At 69.5% G+C, this 23283-nt stretch carries 20 protein-coding genes; 5 read left to right on the forward strand and 15 right to left on the reverse strand.

What is annotated here, in order from left to right; genetic code table 11:
• Positions 1–235: 235 nt before the first annotated feature.
• Both AB0M52_RS00005 and AB0M52_RS00010 read left to right on the forward strand, forming a co-directional pair.
• Complete coding sequence (locus AB0M52_RS00005) at positions 236–2089, forward strand: hypothetical protein (RefSeq protein ID WP_363946564.1); 1854 nt, start codon at positions 236–238, stop codon at positions 2087–2089.
• Between the two features lie 361 nt (positions 2090–2450).
• On the forward strand, positions 2451–3572 hold the full coding sequence (locus tag AB0M52_RS00010; RefSeq protein ID WP_363946566.1) for a M14 family zinc carboxypeptidase: 1122 nt from the start codon (positions 2451–2453) through the stop codon (positions 3570–3572).
• Between the two features lie 399 nt (positions 3573–3971).
• On the opposite strand, the gene AB0M52_RS00015 is transcribed toward AB0M52_RS00010, so the two are convergent.
• From AB0M52_RS00015 to AB0M52_RS00060, 10 genes are all read right to left on the reverse strand, one after another.
• Complete coding sequence (locus AB0M52_RS00015) at positions 3972–4583, reverse strand: ATP/GTP-binding protein (RefSeq protein WP_363946569.1); 612 nt, start codon at positions 4581–4583, stop codon at positions 3972–3974.
• A complete protein-coding gene (locus AB0M52_RS00020) occupies positions 4564–4941 on the reverse strand; it encodes a DUF742 domain-containing protein (protein WP_111211720.1) in 378 nt (125 codons plus the stop codon). The genes AB0M52_RS00015 and AB0M52_RS00020 overlap by 20 nt, the downstream gene beginning before the upstream one ends.
• Before the next feature lie 8 nt (positions 4942–4949).
• On the reverse strand, positions 4950–5366 hold the full coding sequence (locus tag AB0M52_RS00025) for a roadblock/LC7 domain-containing protein (RefSeq protein ID WP_111211678.1): 417 nt from the start codon (positions 5364–5366) through the stop codon (positions 4950–4952).
• A 17-nt stretch (positions 5367–5383) separates the two neighbouring features.
• Positions 5384–7780 (reverse strand): nitrate- and nitrite sensing domain-containing protein, encoded by a 2397-nt coding sequence (locus AB0M52_RS00030; protein WP_363946572.1) that lies wholly within the window; start codon positions 7778–7780, stop codon positions 5384–5386.
• Positions 7781–7962: 182 nt separating this feature from the next.
• On the reverse strand, positions 7963–9552 hold the full coding sequence (locus AB0M52_RS00035) for a prenyltransferase/squalene oxidase repeat-containing protein (protein WP_363946574.1): 1590 nt from the start codon (positions 9550–9552) through the stop codon (positions 7963–7965).
• A 5-nt stretch (positions 9553–9557) separates the two neighbouring features.
• Positions 9558–10457, reverse strand: a complete 900-nt coding sequence (locus AB0M52_RS00040) for a terpene synthase family protein (protein WP_363946576.1) — start codon at positions 10455–10457, stop codon at positions 9558–9560.
• 10 nt (positions 10458–10467) lie between these two features.
• Positions 10468–11808, reverse strand: coding sequence for a cytochrome P450 (locus AB0M52_RS00045; RefSeq protein ID WP_363946674.1), 1341 nt, complete (start codon positions 11806–11808; stop codon positions 10468–10470).
• 286 nt (positions 11809–12094) lie between these two features.
• Positions 12095–13111: a helix-turn-helix domain-containing protein gene (locus AB0M52_RS00050; protein WP_363946677.1), complete on the reverse strand. Its 1017-nt coding sequence runs from the start codon at positions 13109–13111 to the stop codon at positions 12095–12097.
• A 256-nt stretch (positions 13112–13367) separates the two neighbouring features.
• Positions 13368–14864 carry a radical SAM protein gene (locus tag AB0M52_RS00055; protein ID WP_363946580.1) on the reverse strand — a complete coding sequence of 499 codons (1497 nt, stop codon included), beginning with the start codon at positions 14862–14864 and terminating at the stop codon, positions 13368–13370.
• 67 nt (positions 14865–14931) lie between these two features.
• Entirely contained in the window at positions 14932–16140 is a 1209-nt protein-coding gene (locus AB0M52_RS00060; protein ID WP_363946582.1) for a macrolide family glycosyltransferase, read from the reverse strand.
• A gap of 169 nt (positions 16141–16309) precedes the next feature.
• Between AB0M52_RS00060 and AB0M52_RS00065 the strand changes: the two genes are divergently transcribed.
• From AB0M52_RS00065 to AB0M52_RS00075, 3 genes are all read left to right on the forward strand, one after another.
• Positions 16310–16906 carry a hypothetical protein gene (locus AB0M52_RS00065; RefSeq protein WP_363946585.1) on the forward strand — a complete coding sequence of 199 codons (597 nt, stop codon included), beginning with the start codon at positions 16310–16312 and terminating at the stop codon, positions 16904–16906.
• A gap of 10 nt (positions 16907–16916) precedes the next feature.
• Complete coding sequence (locus AB0M52_RS00070) at positions 16917–17474, forward strand: copper resistance protein CopC (RefSeq protein ID WP_363946587.1); 558 nt, start codon at positions 16917–16919, stop codon at positions 17472–17474.
• 155 nt (positions 17475–17629) lie between these two features.
• Positions 17630–18202: an SRPBCC family protein gene (locus tag AB0M52_RS00075; protein WP_363946680.1), complete on the forward strand. Its 573-nt coding sequence runs from the start codon at positions 17630–17632 to the stop codon at positions 18200–18202.
• 32 nt (positions 18203–18234) lie between these two features.
• Here AB0M52_RS00075 and AB0M52_RS00080 read toward each other — a convergent pair whose 3' ends face one another.
• The 5 genes from AB0M52_RS00080 to AB0M52_RS00100 all read right to left on the reverse strand — a co-directional run bounded on the left by AB0M52_RS00080 (position 18235) and on the right by AB0M52_RS00100 (position 23279).
• Positions 18235–19491, reverse strand: coding sequence for a cytochrome P450 (locus tag AB0M52_RS00080; RefSeq protein WP_363946683.1), 1257 nt, complete (start codon positions 19489–19491; stop codon positions 18235–18237).
• Positions 19492–19520: 29 nt separating this feature from the next.
• Positions 19521–20945 carry an NDP-hexose 2,3-dehydratase family protein gene (locus tag AB0M52_RS00085; RefSeq protein WP_363946590.1) on the reverse strand — a complete coding sequence of 475 codons (1425 nt, stop codon included), beginning with the start codon at positions 20943–20945 and terminating at the stop codon, positions 19521–19523.
• Positions 20946–21007: 62 nt separating this feature from the next.
• A complete protein-coding gene (locus AB0M52_RS00090; protein WP_111211668.1) occupies positions 21008–21274 on the reverse strand; it encodes a MoaD/ThiS family protein in 267 nt (88 codons plus the stop codon).
• A gap of 2 nt (positions 21275–21276) precedes the next feature.
• Positions 21277–22221, reverse strand: coding sequence for an SUMF1/EgtB/PvdO family nonheme iron enzyme (locus tag AB0M52_RS00095; protein ID WP_363946593.1), 945 nt, complete (start codon positions 22219–22221; stop codon positions 21277–21279).
• Positions 22218–23279 (reverse strand): methyltransferase, encoded by a 1062-nt coding sequence (locus AB0M52_RS00100; protein ID WP_363946596.1) that lies wholly within the window; start codon positions 23277–23279, stop codon positions 22218–22220. The genes AB0M52_RS00095 and AB0M52_RS00100 overlap by 4 nt, the downstream gene beginning before the upstream one ends.
• Positions 23280–23283: the final 4 nt, after the last annotated feature.

The following is a 23283-nucleotide window of genomic DNA, read 5'->3' on the forward strand; positions in this document are numbered from 1 at the left end:
GACGGCGGCGACGTTCCCATCCTGCCGCCCCGGTCTCCCTGCGGAGACCGGGGCGCTGGCCTGGTCGACGTACCACCGCCGACCCCCATCCACGCCATGGCGGTCCTGTTCCACGGCCCTACGCTGGGCGACAGCACGTGAAGCTAACCGGCCATCCGGAATCGGCTTGCCGAGGATCTCGGGCGGATGGCAAGGTCTGCGACATGACGATCAGAATCGAGTCCCGTTCGATCCGGTGAGCGACGTCGCCGAGCGCAAGGCGCTCGACCTGCCGACGATTCTCGATCACGCCGCCGCCCTGCACGCTGCTCATCCATCCGGCCCGCTTCCGAACGGCGGCCAGCCGTATCCGGACGCCGACCATCTCGCAAGCCTGCCATCGGCCGGCACACCGTACGGCGATCGCAAGCGCCTTCTCGTCGACCTTGTGCGGTCGGTCTACCACGCCGTACCTTCATCCACCCATGCCGGAAAGCAGCTGGCGGAGGCGTTGGCGTCGACGCACGTCGATCGCCGCCTGGCTGTCCGCTTATCGGAGAGCGTCGCCCACTTCGATCCGAGCTGGCGACAACAGGTAGGCCGGGAACTCGCGTACGGTGGCCGCGAGCGTGGCACGGTCAGTGTCGGGCTGGCGTTGCTGACCGGGGTCGCCGAGCACAACGACGCCGGCCCGGTCCGCACGCTTGGGCTGCTGTGCAGGCCGTTGGGTGAGCTGGCCATCCGGGTTCTGCGCGGCATTCCCGGCGCGGCCGGTGATCTCGTCTGGTTAGCCGAGCGCTCGGATCCGTGGCGGCACGCGCAGGCGGTCGAGGCTCTGTGCGCGCTCGCGGAACCGGTGACGTTCGGCTGGCTGCTCAAGCACGGCGTCAGACTCGACGGACCGTCGATCACGACTGCCCACAGGATCGCGGAGACCGTGAACATCGCCGATCAATTGGCGATCGACGACATCAACGAAGATGTTGTCGAGCAGGTCGGACGGGTGCTTCTGGCGATGACGCAGCGGGCCGCCGGGAACGCGGAGCTCCGCAGGTACGCTGCCGCGCAGACCGCGCTCACCCGCTTCGCGTACGCAGCTCCGATCATGACCGCGACGCTCGACCGACTTGCCCTGATCGTGGGGCTGCTGACAGACCTCGACATCGGCCAGGCGGCGACTCTCGGCTGGCCGCGCCAGGAACTGGACCGGATGAGGTCGGCGCTCGATCATCTCCTTGCCCAGCCGGCCTGGGTCGAGGTCCTGGAAACCGCCGTGCGGTCCGCCGATCCCAAGATCTACCACCGGGCGCAATGGGTTGTCTGGGCCCGAACAACGAACCGGCGGCCGCAACCGACAGGGAACACCATGGACAAAGCCACCAGCCGAATCTCGATCCGGGTCGCGGTAGCCGACCCTGAGTATGCCGGTGCCGTCGAGACGAGAATCTTCATCGACGACCGACCGATCGTCGTGGAGACGTTCACCGCCGGACCGGCCGAGCCGCCCGAATACCTGCTCGGTGTCGACCATCGGCTCCACGCCGACGTCGAGCCTCACGAGGTTCGGTTGGCCGAGGCCGACTGCACCGAGGGCTGCTGCGGCGCGCTCTACGTCACCATCCAGCGACGTGGGGACAAGGTCGTATGGTGCGACTGGCGCAACCCGGACACCTCCGACCTGACCGTGCCGACGTTCACCTTCGACGCCGCCCAGTACGACGCCGAGATCGCACGCGCAGAATCCGACCACACCTGGGAGTGGCACGAGCGAACCGTGGCCCGCCTCGTACGTGAGCGCCTGGGTGAGGAACCCGAACTGCTGGGCAGATGGGACTGTCATCCAGGCTGGATGGCAGCCCATCCGAATGACCGCGGACGCATCCACGTGTCGTACTTCTATCCGCGCCGCCCGAGTGCCGGCGAGGAACCTTGGCTCCAGTTCGTGGCCGTTCTCAACGTTCCCGCAGGTCAGCCGGCAAAGGTCGCCAACGACATCGTCAGAGCACTCGGTGACAATGATCCGCGTCGGCAAGACCGGATTGCCGGCGGTAGCCAGGAGGCCGCACAACAGCTCGGCTTCCAGTGGCCACCGAACCGGATGCAGGACTGAGCGTTCCTGGCGCCGATGGTGAGCGCTCTCATCCGCGTACCCCTGACCCGGTGGTGTCGGAGGTAGTGCCAGCTGGCCGAACAACAGACATTTGTTACAGCGACCCAGACGTCCTTGCCGGGAACCAGCCGCGACGCAAGCGGAAAATCCCCACCGAGTTGGCCCGTAACGGCCTCTCAGCGCCTCGGTCCTTTCACTACAAGTCGGTTCACTTCGGCCCACATTGCGGCACCGGCGGTTCCGGCGCTGAACACCGACGGGAGTTGATGTTGGCCCTTGACCTGGGAGAACGCCGCTTGTTGAATGATCGGACCGCCTGACCTTCCGGGTAGGAGGGTTGCCGCCAGAAGGGACGTCACACGTGTCCAGACCACGCCGCCGCCACATAGCTCTGCTTGCCGCGTTACTCATTGCCCCCATGGTCGCGCCGGGGGTGGCCAACGCCGACGGGCCGTTCGTCCCGCCGAGCCAGGAGACCGTCAACCGCTCCTCGATGCTCAGCGCCGCGGAGGTTGCGGCCGAACTCCGCTCGCTGGAGGCCCGCAGCAAGGGTGCACTCCGGGTGGAAGAGGTCGGCCGCAGCGGCCAGGGCCGTCCACTGCAGGTCGCGTACATCGGCACCGGCAGCACCCGGGTCTGGATCCAGGGTCGGATCCACGGCAACGAGCCGTACGGCGCCGAAGCCTCGCTGGACTTCCTGAAGACCCTGGTGGCCGGTGGTAAGCACGCGCGTGAGGTGTTGCAGGAGATCAGCTTCGCGATCATCCCGATCTACAACCCCGACGGCTTCGAGGCCTTCCGCCGGCAGGACAGCATCCACAACGTCGACCTCAACCGCGACTGGGGTGTCGACCGCCAGATCTTCGACCAGCTCAACTCCGTCCGAGCCGGCCTTGGTCAAGCCCCGCTTCCTGAGCGGACCTTCACCAGCTACACCCGGCACCGCGCCGTCGAATCGCAGGCGTTCTGGTACGCCTGGGCCGACTTCCTGCCGCACCACATGATCGACCTGCACCACCAGGGCACGTACTACGTCGGCGACACCGACGAGATGACCACGTTCTCGGTCGGCATCTCGCTCGACCCCGGCATGCTCACCTCCGAGCAGTGGGACACGGTACGCCGGATGGGCGTCGTGGCCGCGGACGCCGCAGGCAAGAGCGGCGTCGTCAACGTGACCCGCTACCCGTACATCAACATCCCGGAGGGCGTCACCTCAGCCGCGATGCTCAACGCGCCGGGGCCGCAGGGCGAGTACGTCAACTGGCGCAGCAACGCGATGTTCTTCGAGTCGCGCGGTGGCATCGGCCACAAGAGCAGTGGCTACATCGTCAAGCAGAACGTCAACGGGCTCTGGGCCATCATCGACTCGATGAGCGACGGTTCGCTCGCGAACGTGGACGCCGATCGGTGGGACGAGATCCCGGCGCGGGGTGCCACGATCTCCACCTGTGTCAAGTTCCCCAACCAGTGTGAGTTCTGATCTCAGGCGTAGTTGCTGACCGCAGCGGGGTCCACCCTTCCATCCGGAAGGTGGACCCCGCTGTCGGTAAGTGCGTGGACAAGCCGCGCCGGTTGCCGAACACGCGGCGGGCGATCGGTGACACGCGGCTGACGGATGCCCCGGTCCGCTGCTGAAATCCACTCCCCGCCCCGGGAGGTGCGGTCCCAGGGCGGGGATCGTGGTGACGAGCTACACGCCGGGGAGCGACTGCGGCGCGTGGTTCCGGTGCTGAGCGAACCCCCGTCGACTCTCCCCGTTCCGCGACTCCTCGCTCTGGCTCCGGGACCACCCGTCGATCAATAGTCTGCGTCGGCAGTCCGCCGGGATGTTGATTTTTTGTGCCATCAAGGGTGTGCACTGCGCCAACCGTGGGCTGAGTCAGTGCCCCACTGGCTCCGGCGTGCGGGACAGGCCCCGCCCCTTCATGACATGCTGCAGCAGGGCGATGAGGGCCTCTTTGGAGGACTGCCGGCTGCGCGCATCGCACAGCACGACAGGAACGCCGGGATCGAGGTCCAGCGCCAACCGCACCTCGTTCAGCCCGTAGCGGCGCGCACCGTCGAAGCAGTTGACGGCGACAATGAATGGCAGCCCCGCCTGCTCGAAGTAGTCGATGGACGGGAAGCAGCCGTCGAGGCGACGGGTGTCGGCGAGGACGACAGCGCCAAGGGCACCGAGAGCCAGCTCGTCCCAGACGAACCAGAACCGGTCCTGGCCGGGAGTGCCGAACAGGTACAGAACGAGGTCCTCGCTGATCGTGATCCGGCCGAAGTCCATCGCCACCGTCGTGGTCGACTTCGCCTCGACGCCGGTGATGTCGTCGACACCGACGCCCTGTTCGGAGAGGACCTCCTCGGTCCGTAGGGGTTTGGTCTCGCTGACCGCTCCGACGAGGGTGGTCTTGCCGACGCCGAAGCCACCCGCGACGAGGATCTTCACGGCGGTGGGGAGAGTCCGCTGACCCTCCCGATCAGAGGTTACGTAGTCCATGGATGAGCGCCTCGAATACGCTGTCGTCGGGAAGTGTGGCGGCTGGACGGGGGTCGGTGACCTGTACGAGACCGCGCGCGACCAGTCCGTCGAGCAGAACATTGACCGTGCCGAGCGGTAGCCGGAGGTGGGCGGCGACCTCCGCCAGCGCGAGCGGGCGCTGGCAGAGGTCGATGATCTGGGTGTGCTCCGGCACCATCCACACCTCCAGCGGCGGTGCCGGCCGTGCGGCGAACACCAGCGCGACCACGTTGAAGCGGTTGGTCGGCTTGGCCCGCCCGCCGGTCATGGCATATGGCCGGACTACGGGTCCTGCGTCCTCGTCTATCCAACGCGGATCGGCGTCTGGCTTCGTCATGGCGGCCCCTAGTTGTTGGTGGGCTGAATGCTCGACCTGGATGGTGAGGCGAGGAACTTGCCGGCCCGGGTCACGATCATCGCCATTTCGTAGGCGACCAGGCCGACGTCGGCGTCCTCGGCCGCGAGGACGGCAAGGCACGCACCGCTCCCGGCAGCCGACACGAACAGGAACGACGACTGCATCTCGATGATGGTCTGGCGCACCGGACCGCCGCCAAACCGCTTGCCTGCGCCCTTGGCGAGGCTCTGAATGCCGGAGGCCATCGCGGCCAGGTGGTCCGCGTCGTCCTTGCTGAGCTCGTCCGAGGACGCCATGGGCAGGCCATCGACTGACAGCACGACGGCGTGCTTGGTCTGCTTGACGCGCCCGACCAGGTCGTTGAGCAGCCAGGTCAGATCGGACCCCGCAGTGTTCTGCTGCACTTGCCCGTTCCTCTTTCTTACCGATCGGTTTCGGTCGCCGGCGAATCGTCGGCGGCAGGGTGTGGCTCCGCGTCGCCGAGGGAACGCGCGGCGTCGCGGCGGCCGCGAACGGTGCCGCTCTGGTAGGAGCTCATCAGGTTACGCACGGCGTCCGGCGACCTACCCTCGTCAGCGTCGCCAGGGGTCTGCTCTTCCTGCGCGGCACCGTCGCGCAGCTGAGGTGCAAGGTTGGCCTGACGGCGCCTCATGGGCAGCCCACCCTCGGTCTGAGCTGCGGCGGGGGCCGGGGGTTGTGCCGTGGAGGAGGTGCCGCTGGCCGGTTCATCCACGCGGCTGGCGGCGGCATCCGCCGCCTTGCGAAGCTGCGCCGGGCGGGCGACAGCCGGCAACTCCACCGTCGGGGGGTTCAGGGGCTGCTCCGCAACGGCGACCGACGTCGGGTTCAGCGCAGCTGCGCGTGAGCCATCGCCGGCGATGGCGTGGTCGACGGGGCTGCCCGGGTTGCCGCCGGCGGTGCTCGACGTGGTGGCGATGTCCTCGGCGTCGCTCACCAGTTCCATGGGGATGAGCACCACGGCGGTGGTGCCGCCGTACGGAGATGCCTTCAGCCGCACGCTGACACCGTGTTTCACGGCGAGGTGGCTGATGACGAACAGGCCGAGTTGGTTGGCGTCTTCGAGGTTGAACTCGGTAGGGGTGGCGATGCGTTCGTTGGCGGCGGCGAGGTCCTCCTCGCTCATACCCAGGCCGCGGTCCTCGATCTCGATGGCGAAGCCGCGCGCCACAGACTGGCCCCTGACCTCCACCTCGGTGTGGGGAGGCGAGAAGGACAGGGCGTTCTCGATCAGCTCGGCGAGCAGGTGGATGACGTCGCCGGCGACGCGGCCGGCGATTCGTACCTGCCCGAACGGCAGCACCCGTACCCGCGTGTAGTCCTCCACCTCCTGGACCGCACCACGGGCGATGTCGACCATCGGCAGTTCGCGGCGCCAGGCGCGGCCTGGTGTGGAACCGGACAGGACGATGAGGTTCTCGGCGTTGCGTCGCATGCGGGTAGCCAGGTGGTCGACGCGGAAGAGGTTCTCCAGATCGTCGGCGTCCTGCTCGCGGCGCTCCATCTCATCGAGCAGGGTCAGCTGGCGGTGGACCAGTGCCTGCGTGCGCCGGGCCAGGCTCAGGAACACATCGCGTACGCTGCGGCGCAGCTCGGCCTGCTCGACCGCCGTACGGATGGCCGTCTCCTGGACCCGGTTGAAGGCTTGACCCACCTGCCCGATCTCGTCGGAGCCGAAGTCGAGAGGCGGGGCTTCCGCGGCGATGTCGACCTTTTCTCCGTGCTGAAGGCGTTCCACCACAGCGGGAAGCCGGTCGTCGGCCAGCTGGTGAGCCGCGTCGCGGAGCCGCTGGAGTTGGGCCACCAGGGCACGCGCGGTGGTGACCGAAACGATGATCGACGCGATAACCGCGAGCAGGCCCAAGCCGGCGGCCAGAACCAGCCGGACGATGACACCGACCGCGACCGGAACTGCCCGTTGCACCAGGTTGTCACCGCTGCCGAGCACCATCTCCTGGAGGTGGGTCAGTGCGGCACTGGAGCCGTCGTTCCAGTCGGCGGCGGTGACCGGGGGCCGTGTCGTCTCGCGGCTGTCGAGGATCCGGTCCTCGAGTTGGCGCAGTTGCACGAACGCCGGCCCGGTGATGACCTGGTTGAAGTCGGCCCGGTCAGACTCGTTGAGCTGGGTCGGGGTCCGACCCGAGAGGAACCGTTGCGCGATGACGAGCTCGGTGAACTGGAACTGTTCCGCAGCCGTCATTCGGCCGGCCGCGAGCACGCCGGAGAGCAGGGCGTCCTCTTGTGAGATCAGTTCCCGGAGGCGGTACAGCTCGATGAGGTTACGCGTGTCTTGCTGAATTTCGACATCGTCCAGCGTGCCGACGACGTCGTAGATCTCAAACAGCGATTCGATGAGCGTGCTGTAGGTCTTGACGGTGGTCGCACGGTCGATAGAGCGCGAGTCGATGGACGCACGGACGCCGACGAGTTCATCCAGCTCGGCAATTGCTTCGTCGACGCGCTCTTCGGCGGCGGCGCCGGCGGCCAGGCTGGCCCGCCAGCTGCGCGCGGTGCTCTTGAAGGCGGCGGCGTTCTCGTCGACGGCCCGACGGGCGGCGTCGAGCGCGTCCTTGCGGGCGGCGTTCGGGCCGCCGAGGTAGGCGACCGCGAGACGGCGTTCGACCTGCAGGTCAAGCAGCAACGGCTCGCTGGGTGAGACGATCTGGCTGTCGATCGTCTGCACGCCGAGAAGGCTTACACCCTCTCGCAGGGTCACCCACGCGGCGAACGCCCAGAGAGCAACGAGCGATGCGAGGAGCGCAATTACCTTCGTGCGCAGATTCGTGGTGCGAGACCGCATTTGACCGTCCGATGCCGAGCAGAGAGGAACTTGCCGGCAGGAGCATGCCGAACAAGCCGCCGGTGTAGGCAGACCGACGCACGCTAGCAGTTGTCAGACTATTGGCTCAAGACCGGAGCTAACGGCTGCGTGCACAAGAGACAACCGTTTGGGGGCCTGCCTTCCCGCACGCCCGTCAGCGGTCACGCGGACACGGGCAGCGACGACAGCCAACCTAGTGCCTGGTACCTGGCCGCGATCACGGTTGCCCGGACGATCAGCGTCGGCCGGTAGAGGTCCTTGTCGTGCCACAGCGCTGGCCCGTCCTGCCCGTCTGCCCGACAAAGGTAGGCGTAGCCACTGCGGACCGCTTCGACCACTGCTGGTCGCTGCTGGCCGCTGGTCATCAGAATCTGCACGGCGTATGCGGTTTCCTCCGCGGTGCCGGCCCAGTTACCCCACGAGCCGTCGTCGCGTTGGGTGGCAAGCGTCCAGTCGACGGCACGGGTGAGCGCCGCCGCCACAGTAGGATGCGCCGCGCCGAACTCCGCCAGGGCCAGCACACAACAGGCGGTTGCGTAGAGACGCGAGGCGTGCCAGCGGTCAGACCAGCTGCCCTGAGGATCTTGGCGTTCCTGCAGGGCCGTCACCAGCCGCCGCACGGCAGCATGATGTCGTGGCCCCGCTTCGCCGCGCGCAGCAAGGTGGCCGAGCGCGTCGAGAACGTGGGCGTTCGTGGTGACGCTGAACCCGTCCTCACCTGGCCAGGTGCAGAAGCCTTCGTCGGTCTCGTAGGGCCAGAGGCAGTCGCGGGGCACCGGGGCACCGAGGCGGCCGAGCGCGACCAGCGTGACGGAGGTGGTGTCTGCATCGGCCGGCAGACCTGGGCCGGTCGGTGTTCCCGCCGCACCCAGATCGGCTGTCAGGCTGCTGATCAGGCCCGGGGGGGCGGTGAGGGCGATGCCCGAGCGGGCCAGGGTGCTGGTCACCCAGGCGCGCTCGAAGACGGTGACCGGCGTCGCACACGGGACGGGGCCACCGTAGCGGCGGACGGTGTCCTCCAGGTACGCCAGGGCCTCGCTGCCGTCAGGGCGGTCGGGCCCGCCGAGCCACGCTGCGGTCGCCGCCGGCGAGGCGCCGACCGTGCCGGGCCGCACCGGGGCCACCCTCCGGGCGCCGGGGGCGAGGTCGGCCACCACCTCCAGGGCGTGCAGGAGCTTGTCGGGCACCGGTGCGCCGCTCGCCACCAACTGGCGGACGGCATCGATCCGCCTGCGGCTCATGCCGGGCGGCAGGTCCAGTCGGGTGTGACCCTGCCATCGCCGCGGTCCGGCCGGCGGCGCGGCCGTCAGGTGCTGGTTGAGCCGGTCGATCAGCGCCGGCACGATCAGGTCGACTGCCGGCGTGTCCGGCAGGGGAGCGGTGTCGCGCAGCAGGCCGGACAGTGCGTCCAGTCCACGCTCGACGGCGCGCGCCAGGGTCGCGGGGTCCGCCGACGGCGGTGACCGCAGAGCGGTGATCAAGGCCTCCGTCGCGCTCAGGGTGGGGACGAGGGCGTAGCCCCCGGGCGGCCCCCAGCCGCCGTCCGGGCGTTGGGTGTCGAGTAGGTACCACACCCGTTCGGCATGACCGGCCAGCCACGGGGCGAGGCTCACCAGCCGCGCGGTCTCGTAGGTGGAGGGTGAGGTACGCCCGTGTGGCTCGCGCATCATCTCGGCGACGAGATCGTCGGCCTCACCACGTACGTCAGCGCGGGTCTCGGTCGGGGCCTGCTCGACGGCCCACCGGTCCACGGTTGTCACCGTGGGCCCCAGAAGTCGGTGCCGTGGTAGAAACCGGTGGTAAAGCCAAGCTCGCGCCGCAGGTAGGCGGCCTCCTGCGGGCAGGTGCGTTCAAGCGAGTGCAACAGCTTCTCGCACTGGTCGAGCCGGTCGGTGACCTGCTGGCGCACCTCGTGCCGGTCGACGCCCAGCATCAGGATGTTCAGGTCGCCGGCCTTGACGTCGCGGTCATAGCTGGCCAGATCGTTGACCAGGCGCAGTACCTGCTCCACCGCTTTGCTCGCCGTGACCAGCTCGGTGAGCTGGGCCTCGGTGTCCACGGCGCCGGTGGCGATCCAATGGGAGACGTTCACCCAGGTCGCACCGTAACCGGCGGCGTTGGCCAGGTAGTCGTCAGCGGCGGGAAGATCCGCCGGATCGGCTTCCCGGGCAGCTCTCCACTGCCACTCCCGCAGCTCGGCATCGAGCATCCGCTGTAGCTCGTCCTGCCACAGTTGGCCGAGACGGCGGAATGCCGGCAGGGCCGCGAGATCGTCGCGGATGTCGGCGAGGAACCGTCCAAGCAGGTCGTCGCTGGCCGGTTCGGCCCCGGCGGCGACGGAGCGGCAGGCTTCCGCGATGGCCGTGGCCGCCTCCATCGAGGCGGCCACGGAGTCGATCTGCCAGTCCTCGGCGGTGACCCACAGGGACGCGCGGTTCGCGGTGCGCAGGTCGGCGGCGCTGCACCATGGGGCGATGAACGCGGTGGACAATGCCAGAGCGCTCAGCATCGCCGCGTCGACCGGCGGGTCGGGGAAGAGGCTGCGGTAGGTGGCGACGCGCTCTTGCAGGTCACGTTGGCCCTTGGCCGCCAGGGAACAGACACGTCCCTGTTCGGCGGCTTGCGCGAATGCGGAAGCCGGGGGGTGTGGGGGCATGTAAGGGCTCCTACCGGGCGACGGAACGCTCAAGACGTGTCAAGGTCAGCTCAACCCTCCGTCGTGGACGCAGCGACGCGGCGACCCTTGGTCCAGGCACTGACTCGTCGGTCAGCGTGAAATCGAACTTACTCAACAAGCTCGCCACGATCAACAAGGCTTCCAGGTGAAACAGGTGCTCCCCCAGGCACCGGTGCATTCCGATGCCGAACGGGTAGTAGGCATGGCGGTGCCGCTCCGCGTCGGCGCGGCCCGGAGCGAACCGTTCCGGGTCGAAGACCTCGGCGGCCGGACCCCAGTAGGCCGTCATCCGCTGGGTGGTGTAGGGGGAGAGGATCACCGTGGCGCCCTTGTCGATCCGCACGCCGCCCAGCACATCCGGCGCCATCGCGCGGCGAGGGACGATCCAGCCGGCGGGGTACAGGCGCAGGAGTTCGTCCAGGACCATCTTGGTGTACGTCAGCTGAGGCAGGTGCTCCGCCCGGACGGGGCCGCCGTCGACGACGTGCTCGATCTCGGCGTACAGCCGGCTCGCGACGTCCGGGTGGTTGGCGAGGACCGGCCACAGCCAGGTCAACACGACATAACTTGTCTCGGTGGTGACCGCGACCATGGAGACCAGATCGTCGCGCATCTGCCGCTCGGTCAGCGGTTGCCCGTCGCGTCGGGCGCGGGCCAGGGTCGACAGCACGTCATCGCCGTCGCCCGGCTGGCGCAGCGCCTCACGGAGGACGGGGAGCAGGATGTCGTCGATGGTCTGCACGGCGCGGTGGAAACGACGGTCGCCCGGCATCGGAACCCACCACGGCACGAAGGGGGCGAGGAGACGTGGCGCCATGGCGGTGACGATGGCTTCCTGCGCTGCCATGATGCGCAGGGCGTCGTCGACGGACACCCGGGAGTCGAAGAACACCCTCATGATGGCGGCGCAGACGATGCGCGACAGTTCGGCGCCGATGTCGACGACCGTGCCCGTACCTGCCACCTCGTCGAGCCGACTCGTCGCCTCGTCGATCGCCTCGGCCATCGGTTCGATCAGCCCGTCGATACGGCCCCGCCGGAACAGCGGGGCCAACGTCTTGCGAGACGCCATCCAGGTCTCACCCTCGGCGAGGATGCCATCGCCGACGAGCTTGCGCACCGAGCGCCACAGAGCGGTGTCATCGCCCCGCGGGTAGTTGGCTGCCCTGTCCTGCAGGATCTGTTGAACGTGCTCGGGGTTGGTCACCAGGTACGGGCTTGAAACTCCCAGCCCGAGGCGGACAACCTCACCTCCGGACGCGTTACCGACGTCGACGAGCGCTTGGTGTGCGCCGCGGATCGCCTGTGGCAGCGCCTTCCACACGGGAATGGTCTTGCCCCTGGCTCCTGGTCTCGCCTCCGGCACAGCCACAGTGGACACCCTCCCCTTCTGCCCGGACCGGGAGTTGCGGATCGCGCAACTGCCTGCCCTTAAGAGATCCTCAGTGTGCAATTCGTGTGGGGAGCATTGCAATGGGTGATTGACTTCGTCACTCGGGCTTGCCAAGCCGCCGTGACCCCGACCCCAACAACCCGTCCGGCTGAGTGCCGGCTCAGCCGGCCGGCTGGCCGCCGGGCAGTCGACCGGCCAGCGGCGTTGGCGTGGGGGACCCTTGTTACTGCGGGGGTGCCGGTTGCTGCTGTCGGTAGGACTGCGGCGACATGCCATAGGTCGCCTTGAACAACCGCGTGAAGGTGGACTTCTCGGTCAATCCCCAGCGGGCGGCGATGACATAGATGGATTGGCTGGCCAGCAGCGGGTTCTGCAGGTCGCGCCGGCATCGGTTCAGTCGACGACGGCGGATCAGTTCGGTGACGGTGGTGTCTTCGCCCTCCCACAGCCGGTACAAGGTGCGCACGGAGATGTGATGGGCGGCGGCGATGGTACGTGCGCTCAGGTCGAGCTCGCCCAGGTGCCCGTCGATGAACGCGTCGATACGTGCCCTCAGCGCCTGCTGCTGCACCTCTACTGGAAGGGCACGCTCCAGGTCGAGATGTTGGGCCAGCGTCGCCGAGATCAGGTCAACGGCCATGCCGTCCAACCGCCCGGCGTCCGTCGCTCGAAACCGCTCGGGGTGGGCCGTGACCTGTAGGAGAAACTGCGCAAGCAGGGACGCCATGCCCTCGGTCGGTATTGGTCGCGCGAGCAACTGCTTGACCTTGTGCTGCGGCAGCGGGATCGCCGACTGCGGGATGAGGACGGCGAGAGTCTTCGACGTTGGCGGCTGCGCGGAAGGCGATGCCGCGGTCGGCGCCGCCCCCGACTGCGGGAAGTGCCGGCACTCGTAGGGGCGTGAGGTGCTGAGGAACGTGAACTCAGTCGGTTTGACGACGCACTGGCGGCGCTCCTGAATGAGAGCACTGTCGCCGTTGAGGGGGAGGGCGAGCTCGTACATCTGTGGGTCGTCTCGCCGGATCATCCGCTCCGTGCGGGCCATCTCAATCGCCGGATAGCGGAACGAGATGAGCCGCGACACTCCCAGTTCCACCATCCGCGCGAAGCCGGCGAAGTTGTCCGCGTGTGGGCTGCTGAAGCGTGCCGGCGCCGCCCCCCGGGAAATGATGTCGTGCCAGACGCCGAATCGGTCAGGCGCTGGTACGTACGCCAGGTCGAGAGTCTCGCCGGGGAGGATCGCAGCTCATCTCCTTGGTCGCGCGCCTGTCAGGTGGCCGGCAAGAGCGTACCTGGCGGTGGCGGCGACGATTTCCGCCAACGTGAAGAATCAGTCCTTTATGGACAACGTGGCGTCGTGATAAGTAAGGGCGCAAGGTCCCGGTGGCGGCCGAGGCGGCATCGACGTATCGTGCACTCACCGAGGTTGCCGTCCCCCCGTGCGGCAACCTCGGGCTTTTTCCCCTCGTCGCAGCGATGGCCCGTCCGCGGTGAGGTCAGGTGGCCGCCCAGGCCTTCTTGGCGTTCTTCCAGGTCGAGGAGTTGACTTCCTCCCAGGCGCGGGCGCGTAGCTCCTCCAGGACCTTCGACGGCACCAGCGTGCCGGTCATGTTGGCGTTGTAGATGTTCATCAAGTCCGGGTCGAAGTCCGGGCTGATGTGCCCGCCGGCGATCGCCATGTCGAACAGGGGAGCGCCCGGCAGCGGTACCACGAGGAAGAAGTTCGCCGCGTCCAGGCCGTACGAGACGTGTTCGCGGGCGACCGCGATCGTCCGCTCGATCTCCTCCAGCGTCTCGTCCGGATAGCCCATCATGTAGTTGCCGTAGATCTGGAAGCCGTACTCCTTCATGGCGACGATCAGCCCCACCAGGTCGGCCTTCTCGATATTGATCTTGTTGCTGGCGTACTTGCGGATGATCCGCAGATTGCCCGACTCGAACGGCATGTTGATCTGGGTGAACCCGGCGGCCGCCAGCGCCCCCAGCACCTCGTGATCCGGCTTCCAGCGCTTGAGCAGGTGGATGAGGTTGATGCCGTTGAGGTCGCAGATGGTCACCCCGGCACCCTGGATCTTCTCCAGCAGCCGCAGGCCGCGCCGTTTGTCGCCGAGCAGCGAGTCGTCCTCGATGAACACGTTGTCGACACCGAGGTTCTTCAGCGTCTCGATCTCGGCGAGGACCCGGTCGTCGGACTTGACGCGGAACTTGCCGATCGGGCCGCTGAGGCTGCCTTCCTGCTCGCCGGCGATGTGGCAGTAGGCGCAGTGGAACGGGCAGCCCAACGAGGTCATCATGGTGGCGTACCGCAGCTCCTTGCCGGGCTCGAAGAGCCCGGAGTGCGGCCGGGCGATCGCCCAGTAGCGCTCGTTGGGCAGCAGGTCCCACGCGGGCATGGGCAGGCTGTCCAGATCCCACACCACGTCCTGCGAACGGGCCGGCTTGACCCGGATCTGCCCGTCATCGAGGAAGGCCACGCCGTGCAGGTCGGCGAAGCTCGGGCGGGCCGACCGCCGGACGATGTCGACGATGTCGACGATGGTGTGTTCGGACTCGGAGAGGCAGACCACGTCGAAGCCGGCCCCGAAGAACTGCGGTAGCCGGGACCGCGCGTTCACTCCGCCGGAGACGAGGATCTTCTCCGGGAACGCGGCCTTGATCAGCCGCGCACAGTGCAGGACCATCGACTCCTGGTCGGTGAAGATCGACGTGATGCCGACGATGTCGTGGTCGGCCACCACCTGGAGGATCCGCTCGTCGTCCACCCCGGTACGCAGGAAGCCGCTGGGCAGCGGCCGGGGGTTGGCGAAGATCTCGTCCAGCGGATCGTCGCCCTCGCCGACACAGGCGTCGAAGACCCGCACCTGCACACCGTGCTCCCGCAGGGCGCCACCGAGGTTCGGGTACGCGAGCGATCCGTTCGGCTTGCACACGGCGCCCGGCGCGGTCTGGTTCGGTGGGTACAGCAGCAGCACGCTGACGTCACGAAGACCCATGGCCAGATACTACCTTTTCTTCAAGTGGTAACAAGGGTGCTGAATGGATGCGGTCGGTGCCGGACGGTCAGCGCCGGCCCCGGTTCAGGTGCTGTTCGATCCGGTCGGCGGCCTGCGGCGGCCCGCCCGCCGCCAGGATCTCGCGCTGCATCCGGTCGACCCGCTCGCGCAGGGCGGAGTCGCCGCGCAGCCGCTCCACAGTGGCCTGGATGGTGGCTGGCTCGACCTGGTCCGGCGTCAGCTCGTAGCCGAGGCCCATCTCGACGATGCGGCGCGCTGACGGCGCGGCCTCGGTCGCGAAGTGCGGCACCAGGGCCAGCGGGACGCCCGCGGCCAGGGACTCCAGCACCGCGCCGGTCGTGCCATGGGTCACGCAGGCGTCCGCGTACGGAAGGACCTCGTGGAACGGGATCCAGGCGTGGGCCTCCGCGTTCGGCGGCAGGGGTTCCAGTGCGGCCGGGTCGAGGAACCCGCCGATCGCCAGCACCACTTGCCACGGGGTGCCGGCAAAGGCCTCGGCGCAGGTCCGGAAGAACTCCGGGTGCTCGTTGAACTGGTTGCCCAACGAGACCAGCACCACCGGCGTGTCCGGGGTGGGCGGCTGCCATCCGGTGGTCACCGGCCGATGGGTCAGCGTCGGCCCGACGAAGGCGAAACGCTCGTCGTCGAAGGTCTCGGCGAAGGGCTGGAAGGACTTGGGCAGGAAGACGATGTTGAGATCCTCGATCTCGTTCCAGAACTGCCGCACCGGTGTGTGGACCCCGTACCGGGCGAGCAGCTCGACGATCACCGCGTTGACCGCCGCGACGTCTGCCGGGTGGCGTTGCCCGTGGCTCTTCCACAGCTCCTCGAAGAGCGAGTAGTGCTCGTTGGCGGCGAAGCCGCCGCTGAGGCGGACGGCTGGACGCTGCCACCGGGTGGCCAGCAGCCGCCCCGCGATGAACGGGAAGATGTCGTAGACCACGAGGTCCGGCACGTCGTCGGCGAGTCCCTCCTCCGCGGCGCGCAGGATCGCCTCGTTCTCCCTGACGTACACCAGGTGCAACTGCGTCTCCGCGTCCTCCCGGGTGACGGCCTCGGGCACGTGGAAGGTGTCGAACTCGGACTTGTACAGCACCACCGTGGCGCCGGCGGCGGTGACCGCGTCGGCGAACAGCGGGGTCGTGACGTAGCTGACCCGGTGCCCGCGCCGGACGAGCTCGCTCACCAGACCGAGCGAGGGGTAGACGTGGCCGTGCCCCTGGACGTTGGCGAAGAGGATGTGCCGCTGGTGCATGTGCTCACTCCCGCGATCCGGTGATGAGCTTTAAAGGTATATAGCGCGTGGGGAGTGCGGCCAGCCGTACGGGACTGCCCGGGCCATACACGGCAAGCTCAGAGACACGCTTCGGCGTCGGGGTTCCTAGCGTTGTGGTGGACACCTTCCGGCGTGGAGTGGAGGACCCATGGCAACCGCGAGCAAAGCGTCTCCCGGCCTGATCGCGTCTCTCAACGGCCGGTACCACCGTGCCGCACTCGCTATCTACCTGGCGGTGGTGGTCGCGCACTGGGCGGAACACCTGGTGCAGGCGTACCAGATCTGGGTGCTCGGCTGGGCGCGGCCGGAGGCGCGCGGCGTCCTGGGGATGCCGTTCCCCTGGCTGGTCAGCTCCGAATGGCTGCACTACGGGTACGCGATCGTGATGCTGGTCGGGCTGTTCCTGTTCCGGCCCGGCTTCACCGGCCGGGCCAAGGCGTGGTGGACGGTCGCCCTCGCCCTGCAGTTCTGGCACCACATCGAGCACGCGCTGCTGCTGATCCAGGCGCACAGCAGCTTCCGGCTCCCCGGCACCGAGATCCCCACGAGCATTCTCCAACTCGTCGTGCCCCGGGTGGAGCTGCACCTGTTCTACAACTCGGTCGTCTTCATCCCGATGCTGATCGCGATGTACCTGCACCTGCGTCCCAACCCCGCCGAGCGGGCCGCGATGCGCTGCTCGTGCGCCGGCCGTACCGACCGCGTGGTCGGCCCGCGGCAGCCGGCCCCGGTGGCCGGGCACTGACCGGCCCGGGATGTCCACCACCGGACGGATCTACGCCGGCGCCGCCCTCTGCATGGCGGCGCTGGTGGCCGTTCTCGTGCTGGTCGGCCGGATCGACGCCGACCCGGGTGCGGGGACAACGGTCGAGGTGCTCGCGATGGAGCCGGCCGACGGCGCGGTCCTGCCGGACCTGCCGACCACGGTGCGCATCCGGGTCGCCGGCCAGCCCGACCCCACCCGCTCGCACATCACCGTGTACGACGCCGAGCGGACCCGGCTCGACACCGGGTCGATCGCGTCCGACGGGGACGACGGCCTGCGGCAGCAGGTCACCATCTCCCGGCCCGGCCAGCTCGCCGTGGCGTACCACGTGGTGACCGTCGACGGGCGGGCCGCCTCCGGCATCGCCCGCCTCACCGTCGGCTCCCCGGGCGCCGCGGACCCCGCCGGTGCCCCGGCGCGCGCGGCGGAGCCCGAGGCCCACGCGCACGGGGTGGACCCGATAGGGGCCGCCCTGCTCGCGCTCGACGGCCTCGTGCTCCTCGTCGTCCTGGTGCTGCTCCTGCGCCGCCCCAACCGCGGCACCTGACCGGCCCCGCGCGGCCCGCAGCGCGAGCGTGGAGACTTGTGGGTAGCGGCGCGGTACAAATGGGACGTTGTGCAAGTCATGGCTGCTAAGGTCCACGGCGTGCGGCCGGATGGGCTCCGGTGACCTCGCGCACCCGCAGGAAGGCCATGAGGGCAATGAACAAGATCTTCGACATCCTTCAGGACACCGACCGCGAGCTGCGGGACCACCCGAGCGGTATGAGCGTTCTGGTGCTCCGGCGCAGCTACGACGCGTCGCCGGAGGAGTTGTGGGACGCCATCACCGATCCCCAGCGTCTGGTGCGCTGGTTCCTGCCGATCACCGGCGACCTGCGGGCCGGTGGACGTTTCCAGCTGGAGGGCAACGCCGGCGGCGAGATCCGCCAGTGCGAGCGGCCCAGCTTGATCGGCCTGAGCTGGGAGTCGGGCGGCAGCAGCAGTGAGGTCCACCTGCGGCTCACCCCGGCCGGCGAGGCCACCGTCCTGGAGCTGGAGCACGCCCCGGTGCCGGCGGAGATCGTGCCGAACGCCGCCCCGGGGGTCTGGGGGCTGGGCGCGGGCTGGGAGATGGGTCTGGTCGCGTTGGCCGACTACCTGGCCGGTGACCTGCCCGAGGGGCGGGCGGTCGACTGGATCGCCGCGGCGGGGCCCGAGCAGATGGCGGCGGCGTCGGCGACGGCCGACCAGATCAGCGACGCGTGGGTGAAGGTCATCGGCGGGCGTTCCTAGGCGTCGGCCGGCGGGTCCTGCACCCGGTGCCGTCACCAGGCGACCGGCAGGGCGTACAACCCGAAGATGTTGCCGTCCTCCTTCAGGGACAGGTCGTCCACCGCCACCGCCAGCCGCAGGCCCGGCAGCCGCCGGACCAGGCGGCCGAGCGCGACCTCCAGCTCCAGCCGGGCAAGGTGCTGACCCGGGCAGATGTGCCGGCCGTGGCCGAACGCGAGGTGGGCGCGGGCGTCCCGGTCCGGGTCGAACTCGTCCGGCCGCTCGAACACCGCCGGGTCGCGGTTCGCTGCCTGGCCCAACGCCACCACGCCCTCGCCAGCCCTGATGGTCACCCCGCCGATCTCCACGTCAGCGGTGGCGGTACGCGCCGTCGCCGCCTCGACCACCGTGAAGTACCGCAGCAGTTCCTCCACCGCGGCCGGGAACCGCTCCGGCTCGGCGCGTAGACGGGCGAGCCGGGCCGGATGGGTGAGCAGGGCCAGCACGCTCAGCGCGATCATGTTGGACGTCGTGACGTGCCCGGCGACCAGCAGCACGAAGGCCATGCTCACCGCAGCCTCGTGGTCCGGCCCGCCGGCCGCCCGCTGCCGGGACAGCAGCCGGCTGAGCACGTCGTCGCCGGGTCGGCGCTCCTTCTCGGTCACCACGCCGTCGAGGAAGTCGCGGATCTCCCGGGCACACCGGGCCCGCTCGTCGGCCGGCGTGCTGCGTCGGAACATCTGGGTGGACCGGCGTTCGAAGAACTCGTGATCGGTGTACGGCACGCCGAGCACCTCGCAGATCACCTGCGACGACACCGGGTAGCCGAACGCCGCCACCAGGTCGGCGCCGGGAGGTCCGGCGGCCAGCGCGTCGAGGTGCGTGTCGACCACCCGCTCGACCAGGGGCCGTAGCTGCCGGACCCGCTGGGCGGAGAACTCGTCGACGATCTGCCGCCGGGTGGTGCCGTGCTCCGGCGGGTCCATCCAGTTCAGGGGCGGGCGGAAGTTGGCGAACGACGCCTGCCGCTGGCTCTCCGTGGTCGGCGCGAACTTCGGGAAACCGGGCCGGCGCCGGTCCGCGCTCATCCGCGGGTCGCTGAGCACCTGCCGTACGTCGGCGTGCCGGGAGACCACCCAGGCCGCGTCGCCGCCGAGCATGGGCAGCCGGGCGACCGGGTGCTCGGCGCGCAGCCGCGCGTACTCCGGGGGTGGGCTGAACGGGCAGCGCCGGGGCAGCGGGAACGCGTCGACCCCCGCAGCGGCCGGCCCGGACGACGCAGGGGCGGGTGTCTCGTCGTCGGCCGGCAGTCGGTCGACCGGCCGGTCCCGGTGCCCGGTCACCGCAGTGCCCGCAGACACAGCAGAAGGCTGCGCGCCTCGATGTTCACCTGATAGCTGAAGGCCGTCATGGCGGTGAGCTGGCGCAGGGTCACCCAGACGTACTCCGGTGGTGTCGCGACGGGGAAGTCGGCACCCACCTCGACCACCATGTGCCGCGTCACCGCGTGGTGGAACCGCCCGCCCTCCTCGGACTGGAGGACGTCGTAGTGCACCCGCACCTGCCCGGAGCGGACCAGATCCAGGTAGTCGGGGCGGTTGTCACCGGTGAAGTTGTCCGGGGTGCACTGCACGGTGGGGCCCAGCTCGACGGTGTCCCGGTAGCCGGGTCGCAGGTCGGCGTGGGCCAGCACGTGCAGTACGCCGTCGAGGCGCCGGACGACGAACGCGACCAGCCCGGTGCCGCAGGGGGCCAGCAGCGGCTGCCGCCACTGCGCGACCTCGCGGTTGCTGGCCCGTACGTGCCGTCCGACGATCCGGAAGTACCGGCCGGAGCGGTGCCGGATGTCCACGTCGCCCCGGTGCCAGTCCCGCACCTCGGACAGCGGCACCTGCCGGGCCGCCAGCGTCCGGCCGGCCTTGCTGGCGGTCAGCCAGTTGCGGACCTGGAGCAGCGGCTGCCACGCTTCGTCGTCGCCGGCCAGCGAGGACCGCGCGACGGCGGCGCCGAGCGTCGTGCCGTCGGCGTCCGAGGAGTCCGCGTGCCCGGGCAGGCAGGAGAGCACGGTACGGGCGTCCATGTTGACGAGGTTGGGCCGGTGCAGGAGGTCGTGGATCTGGCCGAGGGTGAGCCAGACGAAGTCCTCGTGCGGCTCGACCTCGTCGGTGACCTCGACGATGATGTTGCGGTTGCGCTTGCCCCGGAACCAGGAGCCCTGCTCGGACTGGAGCACGTCCACCAGCACACGACCGCGCTCCGGCTCCAGGAAGTACTCGACGTAGCGGGACCGCGCGCCCCGGTGCGCCCGCTGGTAGTTGCTGGGCGTGGACTGCACGGTGGGGGAGAACTGGACGCCGTTGACGTTGCCCGGCTCCATCTTGGCCTGCATCAGGAAGTGCAGCACGCCGTCGATCTCGCGGGCCAGGATGCCGAGGATCGCCCGGTCCGGCTGGTGGATGATTGGCTGCCACCACTCGTCGACCGGCCCGCCGTCGGTGCGGACGTGCAACCCCTCCACGCTGAAGAACCTGCCGCTGTCGTGCACCAGGTCGCCGCTGTGCGGCGCGAAGGACCACCCGGTCAGCTCGGCGAACGGCACCTCGGTGATCTCGAAGGGGTTGGCCCGCTCGCGGTCGGCGAGCCATGCCTCCAGCTCGGCGACCGGGCGCGGGCGGTGGCGCGCCGACCGGGCCAGCCGGGCGGCGAGGTGGTCCCGGTCGGTTCGCCCGGGACGGAGTCGGGCGTCGGTGTGCGGCAGGACCATGGTCTCTCCATAGGGTTGGCCTCGGTGGGGCACCGGTGACCACACCGGGCTGGCCGGTGGGGTCAGCCGCCGGCCAGGGGCGGGATGATGGCGACCGTGCTGTCCGAGCGGGCGGTCACCCGGGACCGGTCGGCGGTCTCGACCAGGTCCCCGTCGAGGTAGACGTTGTAGTAGGTCAGTGGCTCGCCGTCGTCGTCGAGCAGCCGGCGGCGGTAGAGCGGATAGGACTCGACGAACTCCTTGATGACGTCGCGGACCGTGCCTTCGTGGCACGCGAACGTCTTCTGCCCACGGTGGGCCCAGCCGGCCGACAGCAGCACCGTGACCATCGCTACCTCCCGTTGTGCTCGACCCCGGCCGCCGGCGCGTCGCCGGCGCAGCGGAAGCCGAGGGCGAAGTTGGACCAGCCGGTGGGATCCCCGTAGAGCCGCTCCGCGCACCGAACCTGGTAGCGGAAGTTCATCCAGGACCCGCCCCGGATGACCCGGGAACGGCCCATCACCAGGTGGATCGTGGGATCGCACCGGGTCTCCGGCGCGTACAGGTGGGCCAGGGTGGACGTCCACTCGTACACGTTGCCCGTCATGTCGGCGCAGCCGTCGACGCTGTCGCCCCGGGGGGAGAACGCGCCGACCGGCGTGGTCTGCGGCACCGGCCCCTGGGCCGCGTGGATCGCCGACCACCACTCCCGCCACTCGGCCAGGCCGCGGAAGGTGCCGCCGGTCCACTCGGCGGTGTTGGCGTTGCCCGGGTCCCAGGTGTCACCCCAGGGCCAGAGCCGGTACGACGGCCCGGTCGCCGCCCGCTCCCACTCCGACTCGGTCGGTAGCCGCCGGCCCGCCCACCTCGCGTACGCCTCGGCGTCGGGGTGGGAGATGTGCACGACCGGGTGGTCGTCGCGGTTGCGGACGCCGCTGCCGTACCCGGCCGGACGGTGCCAGCACGCGCCCTCGCGGATCTCCCAGTAGTCGCTGTAGACCATGCTGCCGCCGGACCGCTCGGCCGACGTCACGTACCCGGTGCGGGCGACGAAGGCGGCGAACTGGGCGACGGTCACCGGGTACCGGTCGATGAGGTAGTCCGGCAGGGTCACCGGCAGCTGCGGCGTCTCGTCGGTGAACCAGTCCCGGGGGAACGCCTGACCCTCGCTCTCCAACCAGTCCAGCGTCCGGTCCGGAGAACCCTGGAGGAAGGTGCCGCCGGGCACGCGCACCATCTCGCCGGGGGCCGTGGACGCGGCGGGCCCGGCGGTGTCGAGGTCGCCGACGCTGGTCATGACTTTGCCCCGGCCACCGGTGCCGCCTCCAGGATGCCCATCACGCTCGGTGCCGGGCACGGCGTGACGGACTCCAGCCGGAAGCCGGCGGCGCGCAGCAGCTCCCGGAACTCCGCGACGGTGCGCTCCCGCCCGCCGTGGCACACCATCATGTTCAGGTCGTTCATGACCACCTGCGCGACGCTCGGGCCGGTGGTGACCGTGGCCGGCATCAGCGACTCGACCAGCAGCACCCGGCTGTCCGCCCGGGCCGCCCGGCGGACCGTACGCAGCACCGCCACGCACTGCTCGTCGTCCCAGTCGTGCAGGATGCTCTTGAGCAGGTAGGCGTCCGCGCCGGGTGGCACCGACTCGAAGAAGTCCCCGGCGCGCACCTCGCACCGGTCGGCCACCCCCTGCTCGGCGAGCGTGCGTGCGGCGTCGGTCACGCCATCGGGGGTGTCGAAGACCGTGCCCCGCAGGTGCGGGTGCGCGACGAGCACCCCGGCGAGCAGCGCCCCGCTGCCGCCGCCCACGTCCACGACGGTGTCCAGGTCGGCGAAGTCGTACGCGGACAGCAGCGTCGGCACGAACGCCCGGGATCCCTCCGCCATCGCCGCGTTGAACGCCGCCTGCCGCTGCGGGTCCGCCATCAGGTACGCGAAGCAGCTCTGGCCGTGCACGTGGTCCCAGGCCACCTCGCCGGTGCGGACGCTGTGTTCGAGCTGCCCCCACGCGGCCCAGCTCTCCGGCCCGGACAGCAGCAGCACCAGCTCCCGCATCGACCCGGTGACGTCCGACCGCAGCACCTCGCCCTGCTCGGTGAGGACGAATGTGCCGGGCTCCGGTTCCTCCAGCACCTCCAGGAACACCAGCGCCCGCAGCAGCCGGCGCAGCGACGGCGGGTGCGCCCCGGTGGCCTCGGCTAGCTCCGCGAGGTCCGGCTTGCCCTGGGCGAGCAGGTCCGGTATCCGCAGCCGGACGGCGACGTGCAGCGTCTGCGCGGTGAAGAACCCGTAGATCAGCTGCTGCATCCGGTGCCGTAGCCCGGGCTGGGCGGTGGTCGTGGTCGTTGCCATGCGG

The sequence above is a fragment of the Micromonospora sp. NPDC051296 genome (assembly GCF_040682255.1).
GTDB classification, from domain to species: domain Bacteria; phylum Actinomycetota; class Actinomycetes; order Mycobacteriales; family Micromonosporaceae; genus Micromonospora; species Micromonospora craterilacus.

What these genes read in the sequence shown, in the direction of transcription:
- AB0M52_RS00015 (WP_363946569.1), bottom strand. Translation starts at nt 4,583, where the DNA reads ATGGACTACGTAACCTCTGATCGGGAGGGTCAGCGGACTCTCCCCACC.
- AB0M52_RS00020 (WP_111211720.1), bottom strand. Translation starts at nt 4,941, where the DNA reads ATGACGAAGCCAGACGCCGATCCGCGTTGGATAGACGAGGACGCAGGA.
- AB0M52_RS00030 (WP_363946572.1), bottom strand. Translation starts at nt 7,780, where the DNA reads ATGCGGTCTCGCACCACGAATCTGCGCACGAAGGTAATTGCGCTCCTC.
- AB0M52_RS00040 (WP_363946576.1), bottom strand. Translation starts at nt 10,457, where the DNA reads ATGCCCCCACACCCCCCGGCTTCCGCATTCGCGCAAGCCGCCGAACAG.
- AB0M52_RS00055 (WP_363946580.1), bottom strand. Translation starts at nt 14,864, where the DNA reads ATGGGTCTTCGTGACGTCAGCGTGCTGCTGCTGTACCCACCGAACCAG.
- AB0M52_RS00060 (WP_363946582.1), bottom strand. Translation starts at nt 16,140, where the DNA reads ATGCACCAGCGGCACATCCTCTTCGCCAACGTCCAGGGGCACGGCCAC.
- AB0M52_RS00065 (WP_363946585.1), top strand. Translation starts at nt 16,310, where the DNA reads ATGGCAACCGCGAGCAAAGCGTCTCCCGGCCTGATCGCGTCTCTCAAC.
- AB0M52_RS00070 (WP_363946587.1), top strand. Translation starts at nt 16,917, where the DNA reads ATGTCCACCACCGGACGGATCTACGCCGGCGCCGCCCTCTGCATGGCG.
- AB0M52_RS00075 (WP_363946680.1), top strand. Translation starts at nt 17,630, where the DNA reads ATGAACAAGATCTTCGACATCCTTCAGGACACCGACCGCGAGCTGCGG.
- AB0M52_RS00085 (WP_363946590.1), bottom strand. Translation starts at nt 20,945, where the DNA reads ATGGTCCTGCCGCACACCGACGCCCGACTCCGTCCCGGGCGAACCGAC.
- AB0M52_RS00090 (WP_111211668.1), bottom strand. Translation starts at nt 21,274, where the DNA reads ATGGTCACGGTGCTGCTGTCGGCCGGCTGGGCCCACCGTGGGCAGAAG.
- AB0M52_RS00095 (WP_363946593.1), bottom strand. Translation starts at nt 22,221, where the DNA reads ATGACCAGCGTCGGCGACCTCGACACCGCCGGGCCCGCCGCGTCCACG.
- AB0M52_RS00100 (WP_363946596.1), bottom strand. Translation starts at nt 23,279, where the DNA reads ATGGCAACGACCACGACCACCGCCCAGCCCGGGCTACGGCACCGGATG.